Origin of the sequence: Marinobacter mangrovi (assembly GCF_016798325.1) — a bacterium.
Lineage (GTDB): Bacteria > Pseudomonadota > Gammaproteobacteria > Pseudomonadales > Oleiphilaceae > Marinobacter_A > Marinobacter_A mangrovi.
The window spans coordinates 583,214-608,460 of sequence record NZ_JAERVO010000003.1; the positions used below are offsets into that span (position 1 = coordinate 583,214).

Sequence of the window (25,247 nt, forward strand, 5' to 3'; positions counted from 1 at the left end):
TACGTCAGGGTTAGAAAGGGAAATGGCCGGATTCGGTGTCGACGGTGATCCAGCGCAGTTCGGTAAACTGGTCAATGCCCGCCTGGCCGCCGAAGCGGCCGTAGCCGGAGTCACCCAGGCCGCCGAAAGGCATCTGGGCCTCGTCATGGACGGTCGGGCCGTTGACGTGGCAGATGCCGGAACGGATCCGCTTCGCCAGTTTCAGCCCGCGGGACAGATCCCGGGTGAACAGGGAGGCGCTCAGGCCGTACTGGCTGTCGTTGGCGATCTCGATGGCATGGTCTTCATCCCGGGCCCGGATCATGGCAACCACGGGGCCGAAGCTTTCATCCCGGTAGATGTCCATGGCGGCGGTGACGCCGTCCAGCACGGTGGCAGGCATCAACAGGGAGTCTTCGGTGCCGCCGGTCAGTACGGTGGCGCCCTTGCCCACGGCATCCCGGATCAGGGCGTTGACCCGCTCCATGGTGCTTTGGCCGATGACGGCGCCGAGCGGGGCCTTGCCTTCACGGGGATCGCCGGTCTTCAGGCCTCGGACCTTCTCCGTGAATTTGGCGGCGAAGGCATCGGCGACGGCGTCGACCACCACCAGCCGTTCGGTGGACATGCAGATCTGCCCCTGATTCATGAAGGCGCCGAAAGCCGCGGCGTTGACGGCTTCATCCAGGTCGGCGTCTTCCAGCACGACGAACGGCGCCTTGCCACCCAGTTCCAGCAGGCAGGGTTTGAGATGTTCCGCCGCCCGCTTGGCGATAATGCGCCCGACCTCGGTGGAACCGGTGAAGTTGATGCGTTTGATCAGCGGGTGGTCGATCAGGGCGCCCACCACCTCACCGGCGTTTTCCGGGGCGTTGGTCACCAGGCTGACCGTGCCGGGCGGGAAATCGGCATCATTCAGGGCCTCCGCGATCAGGCTGTGGGTGCGGGGGCAGATTTCGGACGCCTTCAGGATGACGCCGTTACCGCAGGCCAGGGCGGTGGCGATGGCGCGAACGCCCAGAATGATCGGGGCGTTCCAGGGCGCGATGCCGAGGATGACGCCGACCGGGTCCCGATGGGTCATGGCCAGGCAGCCGGGCTTGTCGGACGGGATGACCTCACCGTTGATCCGCGTGGTCAGCGAGGCCGCCTCGCGCAGCATGGACGCGGCCAGGGTCAGGTTGAACAGGGCCCAACCTTCGGTGGCTCCGGTTTCTTCCATCATTGCCTTGACGAAGGCGTCCTGGCGGGCTTCCAGGGCACTGGCGGCCCGGAACAGCACCGCGCGGCGGGTGTTGGGGCCCTGTTTCGACCAGGCCTCGAAGCCGGCCTGGGCCTGCTCGGCCAAGGGAGCCATGTCGGCGGCTTTCATGGCGGGTGCTTCACTGGCGACGTCACCGGTGATCGGGTTGATGCGTTGAAAGTTCATAGGTGCCTCGCTTGACAAGGTTTCCGGTTAAAGGACGGCTTGGGCGACGGTGCCGGCCCGCTGCCCGGTGATCCGGCGCGCCACCGCATCCTGACGGGGGCGCCGCGGCAGGAAGAGGGCGCTGGCCGGCGTCAGGGAACTGAAAGTGACGCGACCCGATTCGCTGCGCGTCTGCTCGAGCGTCCGCAAAGGGAGCTTGTCCATAGTCATGTGCTTCTTGTCGTTGTTGGACGGGGGCCCGCGGGGTCGTGGCGAGCCGGCCGATGTCTTCAAGATAGTGCGACGGGAGGTGGGACAGAATGGCAGAAGTAGACGAAAAAATTTGCATTTCCCGCCATCTGTTTAAAGGTGCAAAGAATAATGGACAGGTATTACCGGCATCCGGGCCGGAGAGGAAGCGGGCGTCTCAGCGTCCCTGCCGGAACTTGTCCCGGTAGCGGCGTGGCGAATCGCCGGTCCAGCTGCGAAACGCCCGGGTGAAAACGGCGGGGTCGGAAAAACCGACCCGTTCTGCGACATCGTGGATGGCCATGTCGTCCGGGCCGACCAGCCACCGGATCGCGAGGTCTCGGCGCACCACGTTCTTGATCTGCTGAAAGGACGCCCCCTCTTCGGAAAGACGGCGCGTCAGCGTGCGGGTGGTCATGTGCAGTGCCGCGGCGGCCTGATCGATCGTCAGCCCCCCGTCGGCCAGCTCCTTGGTCAGGATCCGCTTGAGTTCCGTGGTGACGCTGTAGTCCGTCTTGTAACGCCGGAACAGTTCCCGCGGGCAGTTGTTCATGAAGGATTTGAGGGAGCCTTCATTCTGTTTGACCGGCCGGTTGAGGTAGCTGTTGGAGAACACCAGGCTCAGGTCGTCACAGTCGAATTGATGAACGCCGGGATACAGGTAGCTGTATTCGCCGACATGGGCCGGGGCCGGGTAATTAAAGCGGGTTTCGACTAGGGGCAGGCTGTCGGCAATCAGCCAGGAGGCATAGCGGTGCCAGGAGAGCAACGCGATTTCGGCGAACAGGTGCTTATAGTCGAGCTCTGGGCGGGGCAGGTTGATCGACAGCAGCGTATGGCGCCCGTCGTCCGTCAGGGAGATCAGTTCCCGCCGGGTGACGAGGTTGTAGAATCGGCAGCCCAGGGCCAGTGCCTGGCCCAGCGTTGGCTGGTGCACTGTGAGCTGGCCCATCATGTAATAGGTGCCGGCCGGCAGCGAACAGCCCGCCAGTCCCATGGCCTCGTCCTGCATCCGGTCCCAGACGTACTTCTGGAAGTTGGCCAGCTTTTCCGTGGGAATCCGCTGCTCCGGCTGGTCGATCACGGACAGCGGAAGGCCCGCCTCGGCCAGCAGGGGTATGGGGTCCACCCCCTGCTGTCTTGTGGCATGGAACAGGGAGCTGACGTAGTGATTGGCTCCGGTCCCGAAGTCTTCCTTCTCGTGCATGGCGGGATTAAGCGCTCCCAATACGGCATCGGCAAACCACGGCCAGCCGGCGCCCGGCATGGGGCCCGGTCGATCCGGTTTGGCCGGCGTTCGGGCCCCGGGGAGAGCCCTCAGTTCTGCTGCGGCACTTCCCGGATGCGGCCGTGTTCGTCGATGGCCACGAATACGAACAGGGATTCAGTGACCTTGCGCATGCGGTCCTTGTCCCGGTCCAGGGTCCAGACTTCCACGTTGATCTTCATGGAGCTGCGGCCGATGTCCACCAGGTCGGTGTAGCAGGCCACCTGCGAGCCCACCCGCAGGGGAGACAGGAACTCCATGCGTTCGATCGCCACCGTGGCATTACGCCCGCGGGAGAGACGGCCGGCCGTTGTGGCGGCGGCCATGTCCATCTGTTTTACCAGCCAGCCGGCAAAGACGTCGCCGTTGGCATTGGTGTCCGAGGGCAGGGGCACGACCTGCAGGGCAAGCTGGCCCCGGGGATTGGGTTTGTCGTCGTCCGTCAGATTCATGGATGTGTTTCGCCAGTCAAACTCTTATTGATTATGAAATGTGCGTGCGGAGCCGTGGCCCGATGGCTTATCCGTACAGCGCATCGGGCAGACCAGTGGCCAGTACCGGCCAGATGGCCAGCAAAATGAGCATGATCAGCTGAATGATAATGAAAGGGATCACGCCACGATAGATCTGGGAGGTTTTAATTTCCGGCGGCGCCACGCCACGCAGGTAGAACAGCGAGAAGCCGAAGGGGGGCGTCAGGAACGACGTTTGCAGGTTCAGGGCAATCATGATGCCCAACCAGACCGGGTCCAGCCCCATCTTCAGCAGCACCGGCGCCACGATCGGCACCACCACGAACGTGATCTCGATGAAGTCCAGGATAAAGCCCAGCAGGAAGATCACGACCATGACCACGATCATCGCCCCGACCACACCGCCGGGCATGTCGTTGAAGATGCCGTGGATCAGTTCATCGCCCCCATAGCCGCGAAACACCAGGGAGAAGATGGCGGCACCCACCAGGATCAGGAACACCATGCAGGTGACCCGGGTGGTCTGCTGACAGACGTCGCGCAGCACGGTCATGCCCAGTTGCCGGCGGACGCCGGCCAGTATGGTCGCTCCCAGGGCACCGACACCGGCGGCTTCGGTGGGCGTGGCAATGCCCGCGAGGATCGAGCCCAGTACCGCCACGATCAGGATCATGGGCGGCGTCAGGTCACGCCACAGGTTGAGATCCCGCTCGCTCTTTTCTTCCTCGGTCCGGTTGTCGGACGGGGCGGCGGACGGTTTGATGAAGGCGACGGCGACGATGTAGAGGATGTACAGCACCACCAGCAGTAACCCGGGGATCAGGGCGCCGACAAACAGGTCGCCCACCGAGACGGTGTCCGGGCTGAAAATGCCCTGCATCCGCTGGGCCCGCTGGTAGGCGCTGGACATGACGTCTCCCAGCAGCACCAGCGCAATCGAGGGTGGAATGATCTGGCCCAGGGTGCCGGTGGCGCAGATGGTGCCGGTGGCCAGGGACGGGCTGTAACCCCGCTTGATCATCGTGGGCAGGGAAATCAGGCCCATGGTGACCACGGTGGCGCCGACGATGCCGGTACTGGCCGCCAGCAGCATACCGACGATGGCCACGGATACGCCGAGGCCGCCGCGCACGCCCTTGAACAGGTCGGCCATGCTTTCCAGCAGGTTCTCGGCGATTTTCGACTGCTGCAGCATGCAGCCCATAAAGATGAACAACGGCACCGCAATCAGGGTTTCATTGGTCATCAGCCCGTACAGGCGGTTGGGCGTGGCGCCCAGGAAGCTGGTATCGAACACGCCGAACAGCATGCCGCCAAAGGCAAAGGCCAGGGCGGTACCGGCCAGCGAGAACGCCACGGGGAAGCCTGCCATCAAAACGATGCAGACCACTCCGAACATGATCAGCGGGAGGAACTCGACAACGGGACTCACAGGGTATCCTCCGCGGCCGGACCGGTTTCCTTGGGAATCGCGCCGGCCAGAACGGCAATATTGCGCATCACTTCAGCGATGCCCTGGATCACCATAAACACGCACATGAGCGGGATCAGGGTCTTGAGCAGATAAACCAGGGGAATGCCGCTGGTCTCCGGGGAGCGCTCCTGGATCGCCCAGGAACTCTCCACGTAGCCCAGGCTGACAAAGAAGATGAAGATCATCACCGGCATCAGCAGGAAGAGCGTGCCGAGCAGATCCACCAGGGCCTTGCCTTTACCGGACAGACGCGTGTAGAGAATATCCACCCGCACGTGTTCGTTGTATTTCAGGGTATAGGCGCTGGCCAGCAGGAACACGATCGAGTGCAGGTACATGACGCTTTCCTGCATGAAGATCGACGAGTGGTTGAACAGGTAGCGCAGCACAACGACGGCAAAGGTCAGGACCACCATACCGATGTTGAGCCAGGCCAGGGTGCGTCCAGTGCGTTCCGTGAATTCGTCCAGGTAGCCGGTGAGGCGAAGGAGAAGGCTGTTTTGAGTCATGGTTTTTATAGTGATTTGTTGTTTGAGTGGGCGCCGCGATAACCGGCTCCCCAGCTCTCATGTTAGTGGCATCGGACGCATCTGCAACAAAAATGATCGCCCCGACCGACCAATGGCTAAGAGGGTCGGATGGGCGGGCCATAAAGGATGACGGTTTCCGTTTCATGACACGTGGGGCTCGCTGATGGCTTATATCAATCGCCGTGTTCTGCATCAAAGCGCCGTGTTGACAGCGCGCACCAAAAAAATCTAGACGGTGGTGCTTGCTGTAATATAAGTGTCACAAAGAGTCCTTAGTCTTCTCACTCATCGGCTCACGACTGCCGGTTTGTAAAGCGGGCCTGGTTGACGCACACATTCACAACGACCAGCAGAGCCCGCGAAAAATCGCATGTATGGAGGCTCAACGTGAAAACTATTAAGACAGCTGTCGCCAGTGTTGCGGTAGCCGGCGCCCTGGCTGCCGTATCCACGCCGACCCTGGCTCGTGACACTATCAACATCGTCGGTTCGTCCACGGTTTACCCGTTCGCGACGGTTGTGGCTGAGCGTTTCGGCCGTAACACCAAATTCCCCACTCCGAAGCTGGAATCCACCGGTTCCGGCGGCGGTCTGAAGCTGTTCTGTGCCGGCGTCGGCACCGAGCACCCTGACATCACCAACGCATCCCGTCGCATGAAGCCGAGCGAGTTCGAACGCTGCCAGAGCAATGGCGTGAAGGACATCGTCGAAGTGAAAATCGGCAGTGACGGCATCGTGATCGCCAGTTCCAACAAGGCTGAAAACCTGGATGTGAACCTGAAAGAACTGTACCTGGCCCTCGCCAAGCAGGTTCCGGATCCCGACGGTGGTGACAAGCTGGTCGCCAACCCGTACAAGAACTGGAGCGACGTGGATTCCAGCCTGCCTAACAAGCCGATCCGTGTGATGGGCCCGCCGCCGACGTCCGGTACCCGCGACGCGTTTGTCGAGCTGGCCATGGAAGGTGGCTGTGAAGAAGTGGCCAACATCGAAGAACTGGCTGGCGACAAGAAAGACGAAGTCTGCCAGGGCATCCGTGAAGACGGCGCCTTCATCGAAGCCGGCGAGAACGACAACCTGATCGTTCAGAAGCTGGCCAGCGACACCAGCGCCTACGGCATTTTCGGCTACAGCTTCCTGGAAGAGAACTCCGGTACCCTGCAGGCCGCCACCATCAACGGTGAGCAGCCGACCCAGGACGCCATCTCCAGCGACGCCTACCCGCTGGCCCGTTCACTGTGGTTCTACGTGAAGAAGGCGCACGTGGGCGTGATCCCGGGGATCCCCGAGTATGTGGGCGAGTTCACCAGCGAAAGCACCTGGGGCCCGAACGGCTACCTGGCAGACGTTGGCCTGATTGCACTGCCGCGCGATGCCCGCGTTCAGCAGGCCAAGAACGCCAAGGCGATGACGCCGATGACCGGAGACGAGCTGAAATAAGCCAGCTCAGACATGCAGTCACAGGAAGTGCGGGGCCGATATCGGCTCCGCACTTTTCGCATATTGAAGGCCGCATCAAAAGATGACTTTGTGACTCAGTCGAAGCAGCAGGCTAGACTGGTGTCCCACACAAGGGAGTCCCTGCAACGGTCTGATTCAGACGGGTCATTGCAGAGGCTTCTTTGAATTCACCGAAAGAGAGACAACATGCAACCGGGTAATCTGTTTCCGCTGGTGGTGGTGTTGATCGGGATCGCCTTTGCGCTGGGCTACGCCCGGTCCCGGGCACTCGCGACCCCGCTGGGCGGCATCCGACACCTCAAATCGCTGCCGTTCTACTATGCGGCACGCGCGTCGCTCTGGTGCGGCCTGCCGGCCCTGATCATCTTCGCCCTGTGGCTGGGCTTCGAGGACAAGGTGATCCAGACGCTGGTGATCGGCTCGCTGCCGGCGGACATCCAACCGGATTCGCCGGGCCGGGCCAGCCTGATCCTGTCCCAGATCAGCAATGTGGCGTCCGGTGCCCTGTCGCCGGAATTTGTGCCCGAGCCCATTGCCGGTGCGGCGGATCGCCTGACCGCTCTGCGGGCTGAAAGCAAACTGATGATGACCATCCTGGTCATTTGTGTGGCGATACTGGGGGCGTTCGTCGCCTGGTTGCGGATTGCGCCGCACATCAATGCGCGGGCGAAAGTCGAGTCGACCCTGCGCAAGATTTTCTTCATGTGTGCCGGGCTGGCCATCCTGACCACCGTAGGCATCATCTTCTCGGTGATTTTCGAGACCATTCATTTTTTCCACAAAGTCTCGTTCCTGGAGTTCTTCTTCGGCACCAGCTGGAGTCCGCAGACCGCGATCCGGGCGGATCAGGTCGGCTCGTCCGGTTCCTTCGGCATGATTCCACTGTTTGTCGGCACCCTGCTGATTTCCGGGATCGCCATGGTGGTGGCGGTGCCGGTGGGGCTGATGTCGGCCATCTACCTGTCGGAGTACGCCTCCAAGCGCATGCGCAGCATCGTCAAGCCGCTGCTGGAACTGCTGGCCGGTGTGCCGACGGTGGTGTACGGCTTCTTTGCAGCGCTGACGGTGGCGCCGTTCATCGCCGATGCGGCCGGCTGGCTGGGGCTCGATGCCTCGACCGAAAGCGCGCTGGCGGCCGGTCTGGTGATGGGCATCATGATCATTCCGTTCGTGTCATCGCTGTCCGACGACGTCATCAATGCGGTGCCGCAGACCATGCGCGACGGATCCCTGGCCCTGGGCGCCACCCAGGCGGAAACCATGACCAAGGTGATTTTCCCGGCCGCCCTGCCGGGGATCATGGGCGGCATCCTGCTGGCCGTGTCCCGCGCCATTGGTGAAACCATGATCGTGGTGATGGCAGCGGGCCTGGCGGCCAACCTCACCATCAACCCGCTGGAAGCCGTAACCACGGTCACCGTGCAGATCGTGACCCTGCTGACCGGTGACCAGGAATTCGACAGCGCCAAGACGCTGTCCGCTTTCGCCCTGGGCATGATGCTGTTCATCGTGACCCTGGCGCTGAACGTCATCGCTCTTCATGTTGTACGCAAGTACCGGGAACAGTATGAGTAATCACGAGCAGGCGGCGTTGGTCCGCCAGTCCCTCAAACGGCGCTATCGCAAGGAGCGCCGCTTCCGCTTCTACGGCATCCTGGCGATTGCCATTGCCCTGGCCGCCCTGGTGACGCTGTTCGCGGACATCATCGGCAAGGGGTATACCGGATTCATCAAGACCACCATGACCCTTGAGGTCCGGTTCGACCCGAAAACCATGTACCTGGAGGACGCCACCGACAAGGACGCCTTCAGCATGGCCGACTTCAAGGCGCCGCTGCTGGCCGCCCTGCACGACGTCGTGCCGGAAGCCGGCGACAGTGACGATCGGGATCTGGGGCACCTGCTGAGCAGTTACGCCGCCAACAAGGTGCGCGATACCCTGGAAGCGGACCCGTCGTTGCTGGGTAAAACCCAGACCATGACGTTCCTGGTCAGCGACGATGTCAGCGTCTACGTGAAGCACGCCGACGATCCCAACTATTCCATCCAGCTGTCCGAGAAACAGCAGGGCTGGGTGGATCAGCTGCAGGAACGGGGCATCATCCAGAACAGCTTCAACGACGTGTTCTTCCAAAACGGCGACAGCCGGGATCCGGGCCATGCCGGCGTGCTGGGGGCGATCGTGGGTTCCGTGCTGACCATGGTGGTGACGCTGCTGCTGTCGTTCCCGATCGGTGTGGCCGCGGCGATCTACCTCGAGGAATTCGCGCCACAGAACAAATTCACCGATTTCATCGAGGTGAACATCAACAACCTGGCCGCGGTACCGTCGATCATCTTCGGCTTGTTGGGCCTGGCAGTGTTCATCAACCTGTTCGGTCTGCCGCGCTCGGTGCCATTGGTGGGCGGCCTCGTGCTGACGCTGATGACGTTGCCGACCATCATCATTTCCAGCCGGGCCGCGATCAAGAGCGTGCCGCCATCGATCCGCGAAGCGGCCGAGGGCATCGGCGCGTCCAAGATGCAGGTGGTGCTGCACCATGTGCTGCCGCTGGCGCTGCCGGGCATGCTGACCGGTTCCATCATCGGCATGGCCCAGGCGCTGGGTGAAACCGCGCCCCTGCTGCTGATTGGCATGGTGGCCTTTATCGTGGATGTCCCGTCCGGCTTCGTGGATGCCGCCACGGTGCTTCCGGTGCAGATTTTCCTCTGGGCGGGTAGCCCGGAACTTGCCTTTATTGAACGGGCTTCCGCCGCGATCATGGTCTTGCTGACCTTCCTGATCGGTATGAATGCCCTGGCCATCTGGCTGCGCCGTCGCCTTGAGCGTCGGTGGTAACAGGAGATTTGAGTATGAATACGATGAATTCGGCGATTGACCAGGACGTCCCGGTCAAAGACGAGCCCGAGACCCGTGGCGGGGCCACCTTCAACGACGCTGAACTGGAGGGGCGAACCGTTGGCAAGCCTTTTGCCGACGATCCGAAGTTCACCCTGCGTGACGTGGAAGTCTTTTACGGCGATGCTCGCGCCATCAAGGGCATCAGCCTGGATATCGCCAAGAACGAGGTGATTGCCTTTATCGGACCGTCCGGTTGCGGCAAATCCACCTTCCTGCGCTGCCTGAACCGGATGAACGACAGCATCGATATCTGCCGTGTGAAAGGCCAGTTGCAGCTGGACGGCGAGGACATCTACGACGCCAAACGGGATGTGGTGGAGCTGCGTGCCCGCGTGGGTATGGTGTTCCAGAAGCCCAACCCGTTTCCCAAGTCCATCTATGACAACGTGGCCTACGGCCCGCGCATCCACGGGCTGGCCAATCGCAAATCGGACCTGGATGACATCGTCGAGCGCAGCCTGCGCGGCGCCGGCCTCTGGAATGAGGTCAAGGACCGTCTGGATTCTCCCGGAACCGGTCTTTCCGGCGGCCAGCAACAGCGGCTGTGTATCGCCCGAGCCATCGCCGTGAGTCCGGAAGTGGTGCTGATGGATGAGCCCTGTTCAGCACTGGATCCGATCGCCACCGCGCGTATTGAAGAGCTGATTGCCGAACTGTCCCAGAGCTATACGATCATCATCGTGACGCACTCGATGCAGCAGGCGGCCCGCGTGTCCGATCGGACGGCTTATTTCCACCTGGGCCACCTGGTGGAGGTGAATGAAACCAACAAGGTGTTTACGGCACCCCAGCATGAGCTGACTGAATCCTACATAACCGGCCGGTTTGGCTGATCCAAGTCTGCGAGCGGAGATTGATGATGAAGAATGACGAAGACGTATACGGCGATCACATATCCCACCAGTTCAATGAAGATCTGGCCGGTCTGAAGGAAGATTTCCTGCGCATGGGCGGGATGGTCGAGCAGCAGGTGGTGGATGCCATCGACGCGCTGATCGAAGGTGACGGCCATCGCGCCGACGAGATCCGGGCCCGGGACAAGCAGGTCGACCAGCTGGAGCTGGAAATCGACGAGGAAGCGACCCGCATCATCGCCCGGCGCCAGCCAGCGGCGCGGGATCTGCGCCTGGTGCTGTCGGTCATCAAGATGGTGGCGGATCTGGAGCGGATCGGCGACGAAGCCAAGAAGATCGCCAAGTTTGCACTGAGCCTGTCCGAGGAAGGCAAGGCGCCGCGCGGCTACGTGGAGACCCGTCACATCGGCAATCACGTCAGCCAGATGCTGCGCGACAGTCTGGATGCCTTTGCCCGACTGGATTCCGAGCTGGCCCTGCGCATCATGAAAGAAGACAAGCGGGTGGACGAAGAGTACCAGGCCGCCACGCGCACGCTGGTCACCTTCATGATGGAAGATCCCCGCAACATCACCCGCTGCATGTCCGTCATGTGGGTGCTGCGCGCGCTCGAGCGGGTGGGTGACCATTCCTGCAACATTGCCGAGCATGTGATCTTCATGGCCAAGGGTGAGGACGTGCGCCACACCCCGATGGAAGAAGCCGAGAAGGTTGTCAGCAACTGAGTGTGACGCCCGAGGCGGTCGGACCGGTTGTCCGGTCGGGCCGCCTGTCCACTTTCTCACCAAACCGTCATCCAATCGTACTGCAGATCCCTTGCTGCATCCGGGACGCCATGGCATAACGGGCGGACCGAAAACAGGAGCACATCTGTAATGCGAGCGATTCCTTCCCCCAATGTATTGGCCCCGTTGCGGCGTTTGACCCTGATGGCGCTGGTGCTGGCCAGCAGTCTGGCGGACGCCAGCCCCCTGTCCGAATCCGTGGTCAGCGAATCACCGCTGGGCGAGATCATCGACCAGTACCCGGCGATGATGAGCGAGGGTATTCGCGAGGGGCTGAAGCAGACCGGCCAGGTGGATCCGATGGTCGCCGACATGGTGGGTGGCATCGTCAGTCGGGCCTTCAGCAGCGCGGCCATCCGTCAACAGGTGGTGGATGATCTGGCCAGCAAACTCGACGACGGCCAGCTGGAAGCGGTTCGGGACTGGTACCAGACCCCTCTGGGCCAGCGGATCGCGCAGGCGGAAGTTGCCGCGTCCCGCCCGGCGGCCTGGAAGACCATCGAGACGCAGGGCCCATCCCTGGTGAAAAAATATGAGGGCACCGAAAGGGCCGACACCTTCTCCCGCTTCGACCGCGTCTCCCGGGCGACCGAAAGCACGGTGGATACGGCCGTGGCCGTGCAACTGGGGCTGGCGTCGGCCATGTCCGCCTTCAGCGGCAAGCAGGGCCCGACCCTGGAGCAGATGAAGCAGCAGATCGAGGATCAACGCTTCATGCTGCGCGGTGCCGTGGAGCAGCAGGTCTACGCCGCCTATCTGTACACCTACGAGCACTTCAGCATCGATGAGATCGATCAGTACCTGGATTTTCTGGAAACCGATGCCGGGGCCGCCTATAACCGGGTCGTCACCAACAGCATTCAGCAGGCCATCCTGAAACCGGTGGAGTCGGTCGGCAACCAGTTAGTGCGGCTGCTCAACCCCAACGCCGCCGGCTCATAACGACGGAGCCGGTCGACCGCTCACGGGATGGGGCAATCCACCACGGGGCAGTCGGCCGGTCCGTTCCCTTCGACAGTCGCGCTCGTCGTGTCGTCATAGCGCTCCGGCTTCAGGCTGCGGGCGCAGGCATGGGCGCGGGCGGCGGCTTCACCACAGCCCTGTTTTGCGAGGGCCTCGCCGAGATTGTTCCAGCCGGCACTGATGCGCGGAAAATCGGCGGTCAGGCGCTGATACTGCTTCGTGGCCTCGTCCCAGTGCTGCTGCCGATAGGCGATGTTACCCAGACCCAGCAAGGCCGCGGGCTGATCCGACCAGGTTGCCAGGGCGGTCTGGTAGGCGTCGCGGGCGGCGTCCAGCTGACCGGTGGTCTCCAGGTCGTTGGCGCTGACCAGATAGTCCAGCGGTTCGGCCGTGGCGGGCAATTCGCGGGGCGGTAACATCACCCGGGCCCAGTTATCCGCCCGGTCCCACGTCGCCATAAAGGCCGTCAGCGGTTCGTGGTAGGCCTTTTCCGTACCGCTGTGGAGGATCATCTCATCCGCCTGGGTGTCATAGCCGATCACCACCGCAAAGTGCCACTGGGGCCACCAGCCAAAGCGCAGGTTTTGCAGGACCAGCACCGGGTGACCGGCGTCGATTTCGGCCAGGACGTCGTCCAGCGTCGGTTTCAGCGGATACACCAGCATGCCGTGCTGGCGGGCGGCAGCGACCATTTCCACCTGCAGGGAACCGTGGCGCTCCGGCAGGTAAACCTGTCCCACCAGATCCTCCGGCGTGACGTCCGCCCCCTGGGTGTTGAGCATCATCGCCAGGGCTGCAGGGCCGCACTGGTATTTTTCCTGGGGATAGAACGGCACCGTGTCCAACTGATGGGAGGGCGTCTGGTCGAGCTGAGCAGTGACCGGCCAATGCGCGGTGGTGGCGCAACCGCTGAGCAGGCCGATCATCAGGAAGAGCAGGGCGGCCCCGGCCGGAGCCACCCTGAACGCATTCACTGACGGCATGGCGTTAGCGGATGCAGTTGATGAACGGGAAGATATCGGTGGCGCAGAGCATGTCGGTGATGATGAAGATCACCAGGAACAGCACAATGATGCCGACGACGCCCTCACCGGTGGGGGCATCCGCCAACTGCTGCTTGAAGGAGGCCAGTTCGGACGGCGTCAGGCTCTGGATCCGGTCCCGGACTTCCTGCTCACTCACGCCCATGTCGGACAGCGCCTGTTTGACGTCGTCACGGGCCAGCATGCGGGTGAGGTCTTCACGATCGATGTCGGCCCGCTGTTGGGTCAGCAACTCGCCGGTACCGACGACGCTGGCGGAGGCCGGGGCTGCAGCCAGGGTGAAGAGCAGCATCACGATGGACATCAGGGTGGCGATGGGGCGGTTGTACTGCCTTATTGTGTGCATCAGCTTTAACTCCTGTCATACGCTGTCTGGACGCCGGCCAGGGTGGCAACGACGCCTGCAATTTATGATTCAACCGTCATAGAGTTTAGGACCAGATGATGTCTGTGCCGAGAAATCCGGGTTAACAGGGTTTAATGTGACGCTTAAAGCGACGTAGTTTGTTGCCGTGGACGACCCGATGGGGCCCGATTCTAGTGGGTTCCCCACCTCACTGGATCGTAATCAGGGTCGCTCTTGAATCGAAGGGATTCGGGCGCAAGAAACGGAGTGTCCGGGGTAGGCCGCGGCGATAGTGTTGGCGTAGGATGACCGAATCAGAGGAGGGGTGAGATGCCCACCAACGCCACAACCGAAGCGATTACCAACGACCCGCGCTGGTCTTTATTGCGGGCTCGCGACCCGGCGGCCGACGGTGTCTTCGTCTATTCCGTGCGAACCACCGGCGTCTACTGCCGCCCCAACTGTCCGTCGCGGCTGGCCAAACCCGAGAACATTGCCTTTCACGCCACGCCGGCGGAGGCCGAGCGGGCCGGATTCCGGCCGTGCCGACGCTGCCGGCCGGAGGCGGGGTCTCCGGCCAGTGAGCGGTCGGAAAAGGTGGCGGCGATTTGCCGGCTGATCGATGCCGCCGAATCCCCGCCCGACCTGGAGAGCCTGGGGCAGGCTGTCGGCTGGAGCCCCGCTCACCTCCAGCGCACCTTCAAGTCGGTGACCGGTATCTCGCCAAAGGATTACGCGGCTGAACGACGGGCGGACCGGGTGCGCTCGGCGCTGGCGCAGGGCGGGTCGGTGACCGACGCTGTCTATGCGGCCGGCTATGGTTCCAGCGGTCGTTTCTACAACGAATCCAGTGAGGTCCTGGGAATGACGCCCAGCCGTTATCGGGCCGGCGGCCCCGACAGCCGTATCCGCTTTGCCGTGGGCGCCTGCTCTCTGGGCGCCGTGCTCGTGGCCCAGAGCCAGGCGGGAATCTGCGCCATCCTGTTGGGGGATGACCCCGAGGTGTTGGTGCGCGACCTGCAAGATCGTTTCCCGGCGGCCGACCTGGCGCCGGGTGATCCGGATTTTGAATCCGTAGTGAGTCAAGTGGTTGGTTTTGTCGAGGCGCCGGAGCTGGGCCTGGATCTGCCGCTGGATATTCGCGGCACCGCTTTCCAGCGTCGGGTCTGGGACGTCCTGCGCCAGATCCCGCCCGGCCAGACCCTGAGCTATACCGAGGTGGCCGAGCGCATCGGTTCCCCGACATCGGTGCGGGCCGTGGCCGGCGCCTGTGCCGCCAATCGGCTGGCCTGCGCCATTCCCTGCCACCGGGTCGTGCGCAACGACGGCGGACTGTCCGGCTACCGCTGGGGCGTGGAGCGCAAACGCCGTCTGCTGGAACACGAAGCCAGAGCCGCCGAGGGAGATCGCCGTTGAGTGACCCTTCGCCCCTTCGGACGACGATCCCGCTGCCAGCCGGCTTTCGCGCCCACGATGTCCTGGCCTTTCACCGCCGTGACAGCGAGCAGCTGGCCGAGCAGGTCACTGGGCAGCGAGTCCGCAAGGGGCTCTTCTGGGACGGCGTGCCGGCGTGCCTGACGCTGGATTTCGAGACGGATCTGGTCGCGGTCGAGCTGGCGGTGGACGGTCACCGACCCGAGAGCAGCCCGGCGCGGCTGGAACAGATGACGCGCCGCATGCTGGGCCTGACCCAGCCGGTGGAGGCCTTCGAGGCGGCGATGCTCGACCATCCGCGGCTGGGTCCGATAGTGGCCCGCAATCGCGGGTTACGGGTGCCGCAAACCGCCACGCCGTTTGAAGCTCTGACCTGGGCGGTCACCGGCCAGCAGATCAGCGTCAGTGCGGCCGTCTCCGTCCGGCGGCGGTTTATCCAGGCCGCCGGAGCGGCGCATTCCAGCGGCCTGTGGTGTGTGCCGGATGCTCGTCGGGTCGCACAAGCCGAGGCCGCCGAATTGCAGGCGGCCGGGTTGTCCCGGACCAAGGCGGCGACGCTCAAGATCGTCGGCGAGCAGGTGGTGGCCGGCGATCTGCCGCTGGAAGATCCCCTGCCTGAGACGTCGGCCGAAGCCATCGGCGCGCAACTGAACCGGGTCAAGGGCATCGGCCCCTGGACGGTCAGCTATGCCCTGATGCGAGGCTTCGGCTGGATGGACGGCTCCCTCCACGGTGACGTTGCGGTGCGCCGCAACCTGCAGGCACTGTTGGAAACCCCGGAAAAACCCACCGAAGCCGAGACCAAAGCCTGGCTCGAACCCTTCTCGCCCTGGCGCGCGTTGGTGGCCGCCCACCTGTGGGGCCTGCAGTCCACCGCCGGGTATTAGCTCCCGAAGCCGGCACCCCTGTTGCCGTCGATTTTTTTGCACCGAGAGTCGAGATACCGGCTACCCGTTCGACCAATACCTGTCACCCAACAATCAAAGGAGAGGCGACATGGCTTACGTTGACGGATTTGTGGTGCCGGTTCCCAAAACGAACAAAGAGGCGTACCTCAAAATGGCCCGGGAGGCCGCGGCGATCTTTCGCGACCACGGTGCGCTGCAGCTGGTGGAATGCTGGGGCGACGATGTGCCGGAAGGGAAGCTGACCTCCTTCCCCATGGCCGTCCAGTGCAAGGCGGACGAGGTGGTGGTGTTTTCCTGGATCCTGTGGCCGTCGAAGGCGGTTCGGGATACCGGCTTGAAGCAAGCCATGGAAGACCCGCGCATGAACATGGACATGAGCAAGATGCCGTTCGACGGCAAACGGATGATCTTTGGCGGATTTGAGCAGGTGGTGGATGCGTGAGGGGGCCAATGGCGGTGGGATTGTCATGGAACTGACATGTTAGCGGCCTAACCTCCGTGGTAACCGTCCGGAATACCGAGTGTTATGCCTCTGTCTGTTACAGCTTACCGGGTCCTGGTGGCTCTGGTTCTCCTGCTGTCTGTTCTGACCGCCATCGTGCTGGGGCGCGTGTATGGCGCGCCGGTGGCGGTCGGACCCTTCGATCACTATCGCTGCTCGACCGGTGATCGATCCGGTGGGGAAGGCGTGTTCCGTGTGCTGAGCACCACCAACTACCTGGCACAGACGTTCGCCGACCACTTGTGCGCCTCGAATCGCATCGCCGCCCGCTTCGAGGCGGTGGACATTTCCTGGCAGCCCCGGGAGCAGCTGACCACCCGGCAGCTGGCCAGGCAGCACTTTCACCTGCTCTGGAACCGGCAGCGGGTCCTGAAAGGCCTGTTGTCGAACTACGACCGGTTTTACGACAGCGTGCAGAAAACGCCGGACTACTCCGTCTACTGGCTGAGCAATGGTGACACACCTCGCCTGACGGCGGGCTATTTCGCCGGCAAACGGGTGGGCCTGATTCAGGACAGTCAGAGCCAGTCTTCCTTCCAGCAGCCGATGGGTCAGCTCCAGGCCGCCGGCATCACGTTGAGCGACCGGCAGCTGCATTTCTTTGCCGATCGGCGAGCGCTCTACCAGGCCTTTGCCGAAGGGCGGATCGATCTGATGAGCGGCATTAAATGGGTGGGGGAACAGGAGGTGCCGCCGGAGCGGCGTCTGGCCATTGCCGAAAACCTGCCGACCGGGCGCTGGTTCCTGAGCCGGTCGCTGGCCGCCGATGTTGAATTCCGCTGTGCCCTGCTGGTGCAAATGGATGTTTTCAAAGGGCTCTATGCCCATATCGATCCGACCTTTGAGCCAGCTCACGGGGAGTGTCCGCCATGAATCGGCGTATCTTCCTGAGCGTACTGGGTTGGCTGGTACTGGCCCTGGTGCTGGCAGGCCTTCTGGTCGTCAGTGCCCGGCAGGGGCTGGAGCACAGCCTGTTTGAGCGCTTGTCGAACTCATTACCCGCGGCGATGGACGAGGCCCTGGTCAACGGCGATGACCGGCCCGGACTGATGACGGTGATGCGCCATCAACTGGCGGCGGATCTGGATGGACTTCGCATTGAGGGCTGGCTGCCCTGGCCGGTTCTCCGGGAGTGCTCGGCTACGGTTGATGCCCTGGGGCCGCTGGGGGAGGCCGGTGCGGTGACGTCGCCGGTGGATATCCGTTGGCCCCACGAGGGTCAGGTGTTCCATGTGGGGCTGACTCCGACGTGTGAGGTGGCCATGTGGTCCTTGGCAGGGCAGGGGCTGGCTCTCGCCGGTCTGGCATTGGCGCTGATCCTGTTGCTGCCACGCCCCCTGGGCGACCGGCAACGGCACTGGTACGACCGGCTTGTTGAAGGGGGCGAATCGCATCGCCAGGCCCGGCGTCTGACGGCGCCCCTGGCGGAGGGTGTCAGTCGCGAACAGGGCCAGCTGCTTGCCGAGCTCTGCCAGCACTTTGACCGGCCCTTTGCCGAACTGCGGGACCTTGCCCTGGTTCAACCACCGCTGGACGCCAGACAACGGGCCTGGTTCATCCGAGGGCTGCATCTTTTCGACTTCGATGTCGCGCGGGCACGGGATATCGCGCACGGCGACGAGCGTCTGGCGTTCGATCTGGAGGAGGGCCGCGCTCGCGTCCGGGGCATTCCACTGACGTTGGCGCCGACGCCGCTGCTGCATTACGCCTGGTATGCCCGCAAGCGCCAGGAGGGCGATGGGTGGTTTGCCAATCCGCCCTCCAACCGGCCGGATAAACGGGAAGGGCAGGCGCTGGCTGAATTTATGGCCGAATACGGTGGCCATGCCAAGGCGGTGAACGATCTGCGCGAGCACGGCCTGCGTTCCAAAACGCTGGACCAGAACCGCAACCGCATCAAGGAAGAGCTGATTCGCGTGCTGGGTGATGTCCTGGCCGAACCCTACCTGGTCGTCAGCGAGCGGGAACGAACCAGCGCCCGCCTGCGCTATCGGCTGGCCCTGCCCGCGGATCACATTGATCTGCCGCCGGACCTGCTGGCCCATGCGCCATCGGCTCCGACAGAGAGATCCCATTCCGTTTAGGGATCTCTTTTTCACGGTTCTGACATCGGCCAAACCCAGTCTGCTCCTGTCTCTTAACCCATGACAGGAGCAATCGATGCAAGGTTCATTACTCACGCCGCTGGCCCTGGCCGGCTCTCTGCTGTTCAGCGCCCAGGCATCCGCCCTCAACATCCTGCTGACCAATGACGACGGATGGGATACGGATAATATCCAGACCCTATTCAGCGCCCTTCAGGCTGCCGGTCATAATGTGATTATGTCTGCCCCCTGCACCGGACAAAGCGGCAAGGGTGGCGCCCTGAACTTCCTCAAACCGGTGTCGATTGACGACAGCAAGGCTGGCCAGCAGAAATACTGCGTCGGCGACACCGAAGAGACGATGGCCTTTGAGGACTTTACCGAGGGCACGCCAGTGATGGCGGTCCTGCACGGTCTGGATGTGGTGGCACCGAAAGTCTGGGGCGCGGCGCCGGACCTGGTGATCTCCGGACCCAACGAAGGCAACAACCTGGGTTACATGAACAACAACTCCGGCACGCTGGGCGCGGCCATGATCAGCATTGCCCGCGGCATTCCGGCGATCGCCGTGAGCGCTGCGGATGGCGACGCCACCAAAGCCACGACCGTGGCGCAGATCGTCGTCGATATCGTCGATCAACTGGAGGCAAACCGTTCCGCGGACGAGGCCCTGCTGCCGCCGTTCACCGGCCTGAACGTCAACACGCCGGACGATGTGGACAACAACCTGGGTTACCGCTTTACCGACGTCGCCTGGAACGCCGGCGGCTACGACGCCACGTTCGTCGAGGACATGTCCCAGAACGAACTGATGATGAGCTACGTCACCGCCAGCATCATGGCGTCGGACAGTTCGTTGTCTCAAGTCGAAGCGCGTGCCCAGGCCGAAGCGGCCTACGCCGGTGCAGCGGGGATTTCCTTCAGCGGTGGCCTGGTGGACGACGACAGTGCCAACGCCGAGGGCAAGTGGGTGCAGGAAGGCTACATCACCATCAGCACCATCGACGCCCATGTCCAGGCCAGCCGCGCCAAGGTGGCGCTGACCGCCCAGAAACTCAACGCGCTGGCTCGGTAAGGGAACAACATGCACGGGATTTCACAATTGAGTCGGTCGCTGCTGGTGCTGGCGACCACCCTGCTGCTCGCTGCCTGCGGCGGTTCTGACAACGATGACAGTGACGATGCCGCTGCGACCGTCGACAAACTGGTCGGCCAGTACGCCGGCGTGTACCAGGATAATGGGGCACCGCGCCTGGCTACCGCGACGGTCATTGGTGCTGATGACCTGACGCTGGTCGTACTGGACGAACAGGACCGGCGCAGCGAATACAGTGGACGCTATGCTGCCAAAACCGGGACCTTCGAGTTCGCTGGCGGCGGCAGCTGCCAGGCCGCCGACGAGGCACTTCAATGCACCCTGGATGGCCAGTCGGTCACGTTGGCGGCCAGTACGGCCAAGTCCCTGGACTATTCGGTGGCTGACCTGGCGGGCCGCTATCAGGTACGCCTCGATGGCGAACTCTACACCCTGACGGCAGCGTCCGACGGTGATTTCACGGTGTCGGTCAACGGCTGCGATACGGCGGGCAACCTGAGCCTCGCGCTGGACGGCACGCTGGTGGCGGTGCGGCTGACCAGCGCCGAATGCGGAGGCAAGCTCGTCAATGGCTATCTGAGCACCGACAGCCTGTACACCAGCCGCGACGTTCTGGTCACGTACCTGCCGGGAAGCGAGCTGTCCGGGTACTGGATTCGCTGACCGCTCGCAAGACGGCGCCTGTTCCGGCGGGCGCCGTTCCCCGTACAATGCCCGACATCACTCAGTGAGAAGACAGGGATACGTCATTATGCAGTTGGATCAGGTGGTGCCCTGGGGGCGTTCGTTTGACGAGTACCGGGCTATGTTTGCCTTGTCACCGGCGGATCTGGGACGGCGCATCCTGGGTTGTGGCGATGGCCCGGCCAGCTTCAATGCGACCCTGTCGAAGCAGGGTGGTCAGGTGGTTTCCTGCGACCCGGTTTACCAGTTTACGGCGGATGACATCCGACGTCGTATCGATGCCGTGTACCCCGACATCCTGGCCAAGATGACCCAGGAGGCGGATCGCTATCTCTGGAGCACGATACCGGATGTCGCAGCGCTGGGGCGCACCCGGCAGGCGGCCATGGCCGATTTTCTGACCGATTACGCCGGCCCAGGCGCCCTCAGCCGATACGTCGCGGCCTCATTGCCAGCGTTGCCCTTTGCTGATCGCCGCTTTGAATTGGCGCTTTGCTCGCATTACCTGTTTCTCTACAGTGACCATGTGGACACCGCCGGTCATATTGCCGGGCTACAGGAGCTGTGTCGGGTCGCTAACGAGGTGCGGGTGTTCCCGCTGGTTGACCTGGACGGCAACCTTTCGCGGCATCTGCAACCGGCAACGGAGGCGCTGATGGAGGCGGGGCTGGAGGTCACGCGTGAACCGGTGCCCTATCGTTTCCAGAAAGGTGCCACGGACATGCTGGTACTGAAGCGCACCTGACAATGCCATAATCGTGGTGCTCTCCGGATACGGGATCGTCAGGTCTGCCTTCCGCGGCCATCTTCTAGTAAGCTCTCCGCTCCATATCCAGACAGGTTTTAACGGGAGTATCAGCGGTGGACATAGGCCTCTTATTCGGACTGTTTGCAATTGCGGTGGGACTGGTCTCGCTGGTGGGTCGCCATTTTGCGCCGGAGAAATTCCTCAAATTGCAAATCCTGCAGCAGAAGCTGGGCAAGCGGAACGGCTACATCCTGCATTTCCTGGCCTACACCGTTCTGCCACTGCTGGTGGGGATTTCCATCCTGATCCAGGCCTACGTGCCCGGCACGGCTTCCTGATCGGTTCAGGCTCAAAGTCGCTGAAAGGGGTACGCCCGGGCGATTGAGGGTGGTAAGTTTCCGGTATTCCCCTGACGTGCAGCGGATCCCCTGGAGGTGCCCGTGTCGCTGGAAACCTGGTTTGCCTTTGTGGTCGCGTCCACCATTCTGCTGGTGATCCCGGGGCCGACCATCCTCGCGGTGATCAGCTACGCGGTGAGCCATGGCCGCTCGGCGACGATGCCGCTGGTGGCTGCCGTCGCCCTGGGCGATACGACGGCGGTTGCGGCGTCCATTATCGGACTCGGCGCCTTGCTGGCCACCTCGGCCTTCTGGTTTACCGTTATCAAGTTGGCCGGCGGCCTGTATTTGTTGTATCTCGGCTTTCGGCTGTTCCGGGCGGGCGTGTCGCCGCTGAACCTGCCGGACACCGTGGCTGCTCAATCCCGCTGGCGGCTGTTTGCAAACACCTATGTGGTCACGGCACTGAACCCGAAGGGCATCGTCTTTTTCCTGGCGTTTCTGCCGCAGTTCGTCACACCCGGGCCGGAGGGTCACGGCCAGCTTTGGCTGCTGGCAGCGACGTTTGTGGGTCTGGGTGCCCTCAATGCCGCGTTCTACGCTCTGTTTGCCTCGTCCGCCCGACGCCTGATGACCTCGTCCCGCTCGCGCCGCTGGTTTAACTGCACGGGCGGATCGTTATTGTCAGCAGCCGGAATCTGGGCCCTGCTGGCCCGGCGTCCGGTGTAATGTCTCGCGGAGTCGATCATGGAAAAGATCCGATTTACCACGGAAGAAAAGCAACAGGTGCAGAAGGTAAAGCTCTATTTCAGGGAAGAACTGGACCAGGACATTGGCCAGTTCGATGCGGAGTTCCTGATCGATTTCTTCGCCGAGGAAGTGGGTGCCTACTTCTACAATCGAGGGCTCTATGACGCCCAGGCCCTGTTCCAGAAAAAGGTGGACGAACTGGGAGAGGCGGTGCTTGAGCTGGAGCAGCCCACGGATTTCCGCAAATAGACGCAGGGGTTGTACCGCGTGTGGCGTGAAAGGGGTGTCGCCGCCGTGGAAGCCGCGTAGACCGATTGAATCAAAAAGGCGTGGGTCAGCCGAAGCTGCCCACGCCAAAAGACGCAACAAGGAGAGTTAGCGGAGGTTTACCACCACACTTCAGCCTGGGCGCCGAAGGTCACGCCATCCGTATCGTCGATATCGACGGCATCCTGGTCGGGGCCGTTGGCCACGACAGCGGCATTGTAGTTGTCGCTCCAATGCGCGTAAGTCGCGAACAGGCGCAGCTGGGGACGTGCGAAGAAGGTGCGGCCTGGTTCCCACTGCTGGGACAGGGTCACTTTCTGCAGGTCGTAGTCGTCTTCGCCGTCGGCATCCGGCTTCACTTTGTCGAGACCCAGTTCAACCGCCGTGCTCATCAGGTCATTCCAGTAATAGGTCGGCCGGAAACCGGCTGACATCCACTGGCCGCCTGAGTCGTCTTCAAAGTCGTTGTCCTGGTAGATGCCCACATAGAACATCTGCAGGTTTTCGGTACCGACGGGAATCACACCCTGATCGATGACCCGGAACATCTTGCCGTCGTTGAGGCTGTTGCTCTTACCGGTGCCGTTGATCATGGAGTCGGTGGCGTACTGCAGGGTGAACTTGTTGTAGCCGCCCAGGAAGTCGGATTGCTTGTGCTCGGCGGTGACCAGATAGCCGCTCTTGTCGGCCGTAATGTCTGCATCCTTTTGTTCGTCGGTCAGGTTAGCGTTGCCATAGTCGAAACCGACTTCCAGCGTGCCGCCCGGGTTAACCGGCAGATCGGTCCAGCGAATGTCGATGATGTCGTTGGTCACGTCCTCATCGTCGGTAATGTCCGTGTCGACGGTGTTGTTGGTTGACCGGGTCCAGGCCAGATGCAGCTTACCGGTACCGACGTCGATGTCTTCCAGGCCCACACCCGGACCGGAAACATCCCAGTAGTAGAAGTCGTTGATGTGCACGTCATGACGCTGGTAATAGCGCTTACCGATCCAGAGTGTGGAGCCCGGCAGGGATTTAATGACGTTTTTACCCTGAACGTTGAACTGCCTTACGCCCACATTGGCGTTGCCATCGGAGCTGAATTCACCGTCGTTTTCCTGGTTGGTGACGTAGGCAATCATGGAGTCCACGTAAAAGCTGGTGTCGCCTTCCTTGTAGACTTCATCACCCATCTGGATTTCAGCGTAGGTTTCGCACTCGTTACCGAGACGGTATTTGGCGCCGGCGCCGGCAGCCTTGAAACAGGCCTGGTCACCACCGCCAACGGTGTCACCGATACCGGAACGGAAGTAGCCGTGGAAATCGACAGCTGCGGCAGAGGTTGAAACCATCACGGCCGCGACGGCGGCAGCCAGTTGATGGCGACGGAGCAGAGGAAACTTGTTGTTATCGCTCATGATCTTTGTCCTGGTGTTGTTGTTAGTCAGACATGGAGCGCAACGCGGGTTGTCCTTCTTCCCGGAGGACGTGGGTTCTGCGAGCCACTCCCGCTTGCGGCTCCTCATCCTTTTGCAATTTTTTAGGGGTGTAGCCCTGAGGCGTATTTGCAAAAGTGTTAGTAAAATTACATACAAAGACCTTAAAAATAAAGTCAGGGAGTCGCTTAAAGAGGTCTTATTTCTAAAAAACGCCGATCTTTTTTGTTACTGACTTGATACATGTTCAAAAATTACGAGGCGCTTCAACAGGATCCATCGTTGGGTCTGAAGGTCACCGTTCGGCTATCCTGCCGAAGAGACAGAATGAGCCGAGGTAGGCATGCCGTTTCCAATCGAACAGAAACTGGTGATTGCGGTGGCGTCCAGCGCGCTCTTTGATTTGAGCGAATCCGACGCCGTCTTTCGCGAGGAGGGGCCCAACGCCTATCGCCACTACCAGGAGCGTCAGCTGGACGTTCCGCTGGGCAAGGGCGTGGCGTTTCCCTTTGTACGACGTTTCCTGAGCATCAACCGGCATTTTGCCGAAGAGCGGCCGGTGGAGGTCATCCTGCTGTCCCGTAATTCGGCGATCACCGGTAAACGGGTGTTTCGTTCGATCCGCCACCACGGCCTGGATATTACCCGGGCCGCCTTTCTGGAGGGCAAGTCGCCGTACCCCTACATTCCGGCATTCAACGCTTCCCTGTTTCTGTCCGCCAACCAGGGGGATATCCGGCATGCGGTCGAGGCAGGCTATCCGGCAGGCCTGGTGCTGCCTTCGGCGGTAGTGGACGATGACAGCGACGGGGAGCTGCGTATCGCGTTCGACTTCGACGGCGTCATTGCCGACGACGCCTCGGAGCGGATTTACAAAGAGGGCGAACTGGCGGATTTTCACCGGCACGAGCAGGATCAGGCCGACGTGCCGCTGAACCCGGGGCCCTTGGCGGACCTGTTCCGCAAGCTGTCGTTGCTGCAGGCGCTGGAGGACAAGGCGGTGGACCAAAACGCCGACTACCGCCGGATCCTGCGGATGGCGATTGTCACCGCCCGCAATGCCCCGGCGCACGAACGGGTGGTCACCACGCTGGAGCACTGGGGCGTGAACGCTAACGAAACCTTCTTCCTGGGTGGTATGACCAAGGAGCGCATTCTCGCAGTATTGCGCCCGCATATGTTCTTCGACGACCAGAAAAGTCACCTGTCATCCGCCGGCGGCGCGATTCCGATGGTGCACATTCCATTCGGCATCGCCAACGCGGCGCCCGCGCTATAGTGATT

At 62.2% G+C, this 25,247-nt stretch carries 27 protein-coding genes; 18 read left to right on the forward strand and 9 right to left on the reverse strand.

The features are described 5' to 3' along the window. Window positions 1-10 precede the first annotated feature (10 nt). The 6 genes from JL474_RS12310 to JL474_RS12335 form a co-directional block, all read right to left on the reverse strand. On the reverse strand, window positions 11-1,408 hold the full coding sequence (locus tag JL474_RS12310; RefSeq protein WP_203142286.1) for an aldehyde dehydrogenase: 1,398 nt from the start codon (window positions 1,406-1,408) through the stop codon (window positions 11-13). 27 nt (window positions 1,409-1,435) lie between these two features. Beyond that, entirely contained in the window at window positions 1,436-1,612 is a 177-nt protein-coding gene (locus tag JL474_RS12315) for a hypothetical protein (RefSeq protein ID WP_190294865.1), read from the reverse strand. Between the two features lie 202 nt (window positions 1,613-1,814). Further along, complete coding sequence (locus tag JL474_RS12320; RefSeq protein WP_203142287.1) at window positions 1,815-2,903, reverse strand: AraC family transcriptional regulator; 1,089 nt, start codon at window positions 2,901-2,903, stop codon at window positions 1,815-1,817. Between the two features lie 50 nt (window positions 2,904-2,953). Then, the gene (locus tag JL474_RS12325) at window positions 2,954-3,355 is read right to left on the reverse strand and encodes an acyl-CoA thioesterase (RefSeq protein WP_123634672.1); all 402 of its coding nucleotides are present in this window, start codon (window positions 3,353-3,355) and stop codon (window positions 2,954-2,956) included. A gap of 67 nt (window positions 3,356-3,422) precedes the next feature. Further along, complete coding sequence (locus JL474_RS12330; RefSeq protein WP_123634710.1) at window positions 3,423-4,775, reverse strand: TRAP transporter large permease; 1,353 nt, start codon at window positions 4,773-4,775, stop codon at window positions 3,423-3,425. Between the two features lie 29 nt (window positions 4,776-4,804). Beyond that, a complete protein-coding gene (locus tag JL474_RS12335; protein WP_203142288.1) occupies window positions 4,805-5,359 on the reverse strand; it encodes a TRAP transporter small permease subunit in 555 nt (184 codons plus the stop codon). Window positions 5,360-5,767: 408 nt separating this feature from the next. On the opposite strand from JL474_RS12335, the gene JL474_RS12340 reads away from it, so the two are divergent. From JL474_RS12340 to JL474_RS12365, 6 genes are all read left to right on the forward strand, one after another. Continuing rightward, entirely contained in the window at window positions 5,768-6,820 is a 1,053-nt protein-coding gene (locus tag JL474_RS12340; RefSeq protein WP_190294867.1) for a substrate-binding domain-containing protein, read from the forward strand. A 207-nt stretch (window positions 6,821-7,027) separates the two neighbouring features. After that, a complete protein-coding gene (gene pstC, locus JL474_RS12345) occupies window positions 7,028-8,416 on the forward strand; it encodes a phosphate ABC transporter permease subunit PstC (RefSeq protein ID WP_203142289.1) in 1,389 nt (462 codons plus the stop codon). After that, window positions 8,409-9,680 carry a phosphate ABC transporter permease PstA gene (gene pstA, locus JL474_RS12350; RefSeq protein WP_203142290.1) on the forward strand — a complete coding sequence of 424 codons (1,272 nt, stop codon included), beginning with the start codon at window positions 8,409-8,411 and terminating at the stop codon, window positions 9,678-9,680. Before pstC ends, pstA begins: the two co-directional genes overlap by 8 nt. A 14-nt stretch (window positions 9,681-9,694) precedes the next feature. Beyond that, window positions 9,695-10,576 (forward strand): phosphate ABC transporter ATP-binding protein PstB, encoded by an 882-nt coding sequence (gene pstB, locus JL474_RS12355; protein WP_123634676.1) that lies wholly within the window; start codon window positions 9,695-9,697, stop codon window positions 10,574-10,576. Between the two features lie 26 nt (window positions 10,577-10,602). Further along, on the forward strand, window positions 10,603-11,322 hold the full coding sequence (phoU, locus tag JL474_RS12360; protein ID WP_123634712.1) for a phosphate signaling complex protein PhoU: 720 nt from the start codon (window positions 10,603-10,605) through the stop codon (window positions 11,320-11,322). Window positions 11,323-11,472: 150 nt separating this feature from the next. After that, the gene (locus JL474_RS12365) at window positions 11,473-12,324 is read left to right on the forward strand and encodes a DUF2059 domain-containing protein (RefSeq protein WP_123634677.1); all 852 of its coding nucleotides are present in this window, start codon (window positions 11,473-11,475) and stop codon (window positions 12,322-12,324) included. A 20-nt stretch (window positions 12,325-12,344) separates the two neighbouring features. Here JL474_RS12365 and JL474_RS12370 read toward each other — a convergent pair whose 3' ends face one another. Next, window positions 12,345-13,328, reverse strand: coding sequence for a PA2778 family cysteine peptidase (locus tag JL474_RS12370; protein ID WP_236012208.1), 984 nt, complete (start codon window positions 13,326-13,328; stop codon window positions 12,345-12,347). 4 nt (window positions 13,329-13,332) lie between these two features. Next, window positions 13,333-13,734 carry a PA2779 family protein gene (locus JL474_RS12375; RefSeq protein ID WP_123634678.1) on the reverse strand — a complete coding sequence of 134 codons (402 nt, stop codon included), beginning with the start codon at window positions 13,732-13,734 and terminating at the stop codon, window positions 13,333-13,335. A 330-nt stretch (window positions 13,735-14,064) separates the two neighbouring features. Here JL474_RS12375 and ada point away from each other — a divergent pair, with 330 nt between their 5' ends. The 11 genes from ada (at window position 14,065) to JL474_RS12430 (ending at window position 22,527) form a co-directional block, all read left to right on the forward strand. Next, the gene (gene ada, locus JL474_RS12380) at window positions 14,065-15,150 is read left to right on the forward strand and encodes a bifunctional DNA-binding transcriptional regulator/O6-methylguanine-DNA methyltransferase Ada (RefSeq protein ID WP_203142291.1); all 1,086 of its coding nucleotides are present in this window, start codon (window positions 14,065-14,067) and stop codon (window positions 15,148-15,150) included. Next, window positions 15,147-16,055 (forward strand): DNA-3-methyladenine glycosylase family protein, encoded by a 909-nt coding sequence (locus tag JL474_RS12385; protein ID WP_203142292.1) that lies wholly within the window; start codon window positions 15,147-15,149, stop codon window positions 16,053-16,055. The genes ada and JL474_RS12385 overlap by 4 nt, the downstream gene beginning before the upstream one ends. Before the next feature lie 109 nt (window positions 16,056-16,164). Beyond that, window positions 16,165-16,518, forward strand: coding sequence for a DUF1428 domain-containing protein (locus tag JL474_RS12390; RefSeq protein WP_123634681.1), 354 nt, complete (start codon window positions 16,165-16,167; stop codon window positions 16,516-16,518). Between the two features lie 84 nt (window positions 16,519-16,602). Beyond that, on the forward strand, window positions 16,603-17,451 hold the full coding sequence (locus JL474_RS12395) for a hypothetical protein (protein WP_203142293.1): 849 nt from the start codon (window positions 16,603-16,605) through the stop codon (window positions 17,449-17,451). Further along, the gene (locus JL474_RS12400) at window positions 17,448-18,662 is read left to right on the forward strand and encodes a hypothetical protein (RefSeq protein WP_203142294.1); all 1,215 of its coding nucleotides are present in this window, start codon (window positions 17,448-17,450) and stop codon (window positions 18,660-18,662) included. Before JL474_RS12395 ends, JL474_RS12400 begins: the two co-directional genes overlap by 4 nt. Window positions 18,663-18,738: 76 nt before the next feature. After that, window positions 18,739-19,737, forward strand: coding sequence for a 5'/3'-nucleotidase SurE (locus JL474_RS12405; protein WP_203142295.1), 999 nt, complete (start codon window positions 18,739-18,741; stop codon window positions 19,735-19,737). A gap of 9 nt (window positions 19,738-19,746) precedes the next feature. Further along, window positions 19,747-20,421, forward strand: coding sequence for a hypothetical protein (locus tag JL474_RS12410; protein WP_203142296.1), 675 nt, complete (start codon window positions 19,747-19,749; stop codon window positions 20,419-20,421). An 88-nt stretch (window positions 20,422-20,509) separates the two neighbouring features. Beyond that, complete coding sequence (locus tag JL474_RS12415; RefSeq protein ID WP_123634686.1) at window positions 20,510-21,187, forward strand: SAM-dependent methyltransferase; 678 nt, start codon at window positions 20,510-20,512, stop codon at window positions 21,185-21,187. 116 nt (window positions 21,188-21,303) lie between these two features. Then, the gene (locus JL474_RS12420) at window positions 21,304-21,528 is read left to right on the forward strand and encodes a hypothetical protein (protein ID WP_123634687.1); all 225 of its coding nucleotides are present in this window, start codon (window positions 21,304-21,306) and stop codon (window positions 21,526-21,528) included. A 102-nt stretch (window positions 21,529-21,630) separates the two neighbouring features. Beyond that, window positions 21,631-22,257 (forward strand): LysE family translocator, encoded by a 627-nt coding sequence (locus JL474_RS12425; protein ID WP_203142297.1) that lies wholly within the window; start codon window positions 21,631-21,633, stop codon window positions 22,255-22,257. An 18-nt stretch (window positions 22,258-22,275) separates the two neighbouring features. Then, window positions 22,276-22,527 (forward strand): DUF2164 domain-containing protein, encoded by a 252-nt coding sequence (locus JL474_RS12430; RefSeq protein ID WP_203142298.1) that lies wholly within the window; start codon window positions 22,276-22,278, stop codon window positions 22,525-22,527. 137 nt (window positions 22,528-22,664) lie between these two features. On the opposite strand, the gene JL474_RS12435 is transcribed toward JL474_RS12430, so the two are convergent. Beyond that, window positions 22,665-23,945, reverse strand: coding sequence for a maltoporin (locus JL474_RS12435; RefSeq protein WP_203142299.1), 1,281 nt, complete (start codon window positions 23,943-23,945; stop codon window positions 22,665-22,667). Window positions 23,946-24,306: 361 nt separating this feature from the next. Here JL474_RS12435 and JL474_RS12440 point away from each other — a divergent pair, with 361 nt between their 5' ends. Beyond that, window positions 24,307-25,242 carry a 5'-nucleotidase gene (locus JL474_RS12440; RefSeq protein ID WP_203142300.1) on the forward strand — a complete coding sequence of 312 codons (936 nt, stop codon included), beginning with the start codon at window positions 24,307-24,309 and terminating at the stop codon, window positions 25,240-25,242. Window positions 25,243-25,247 lie beyond the last annotated feature (5 nt).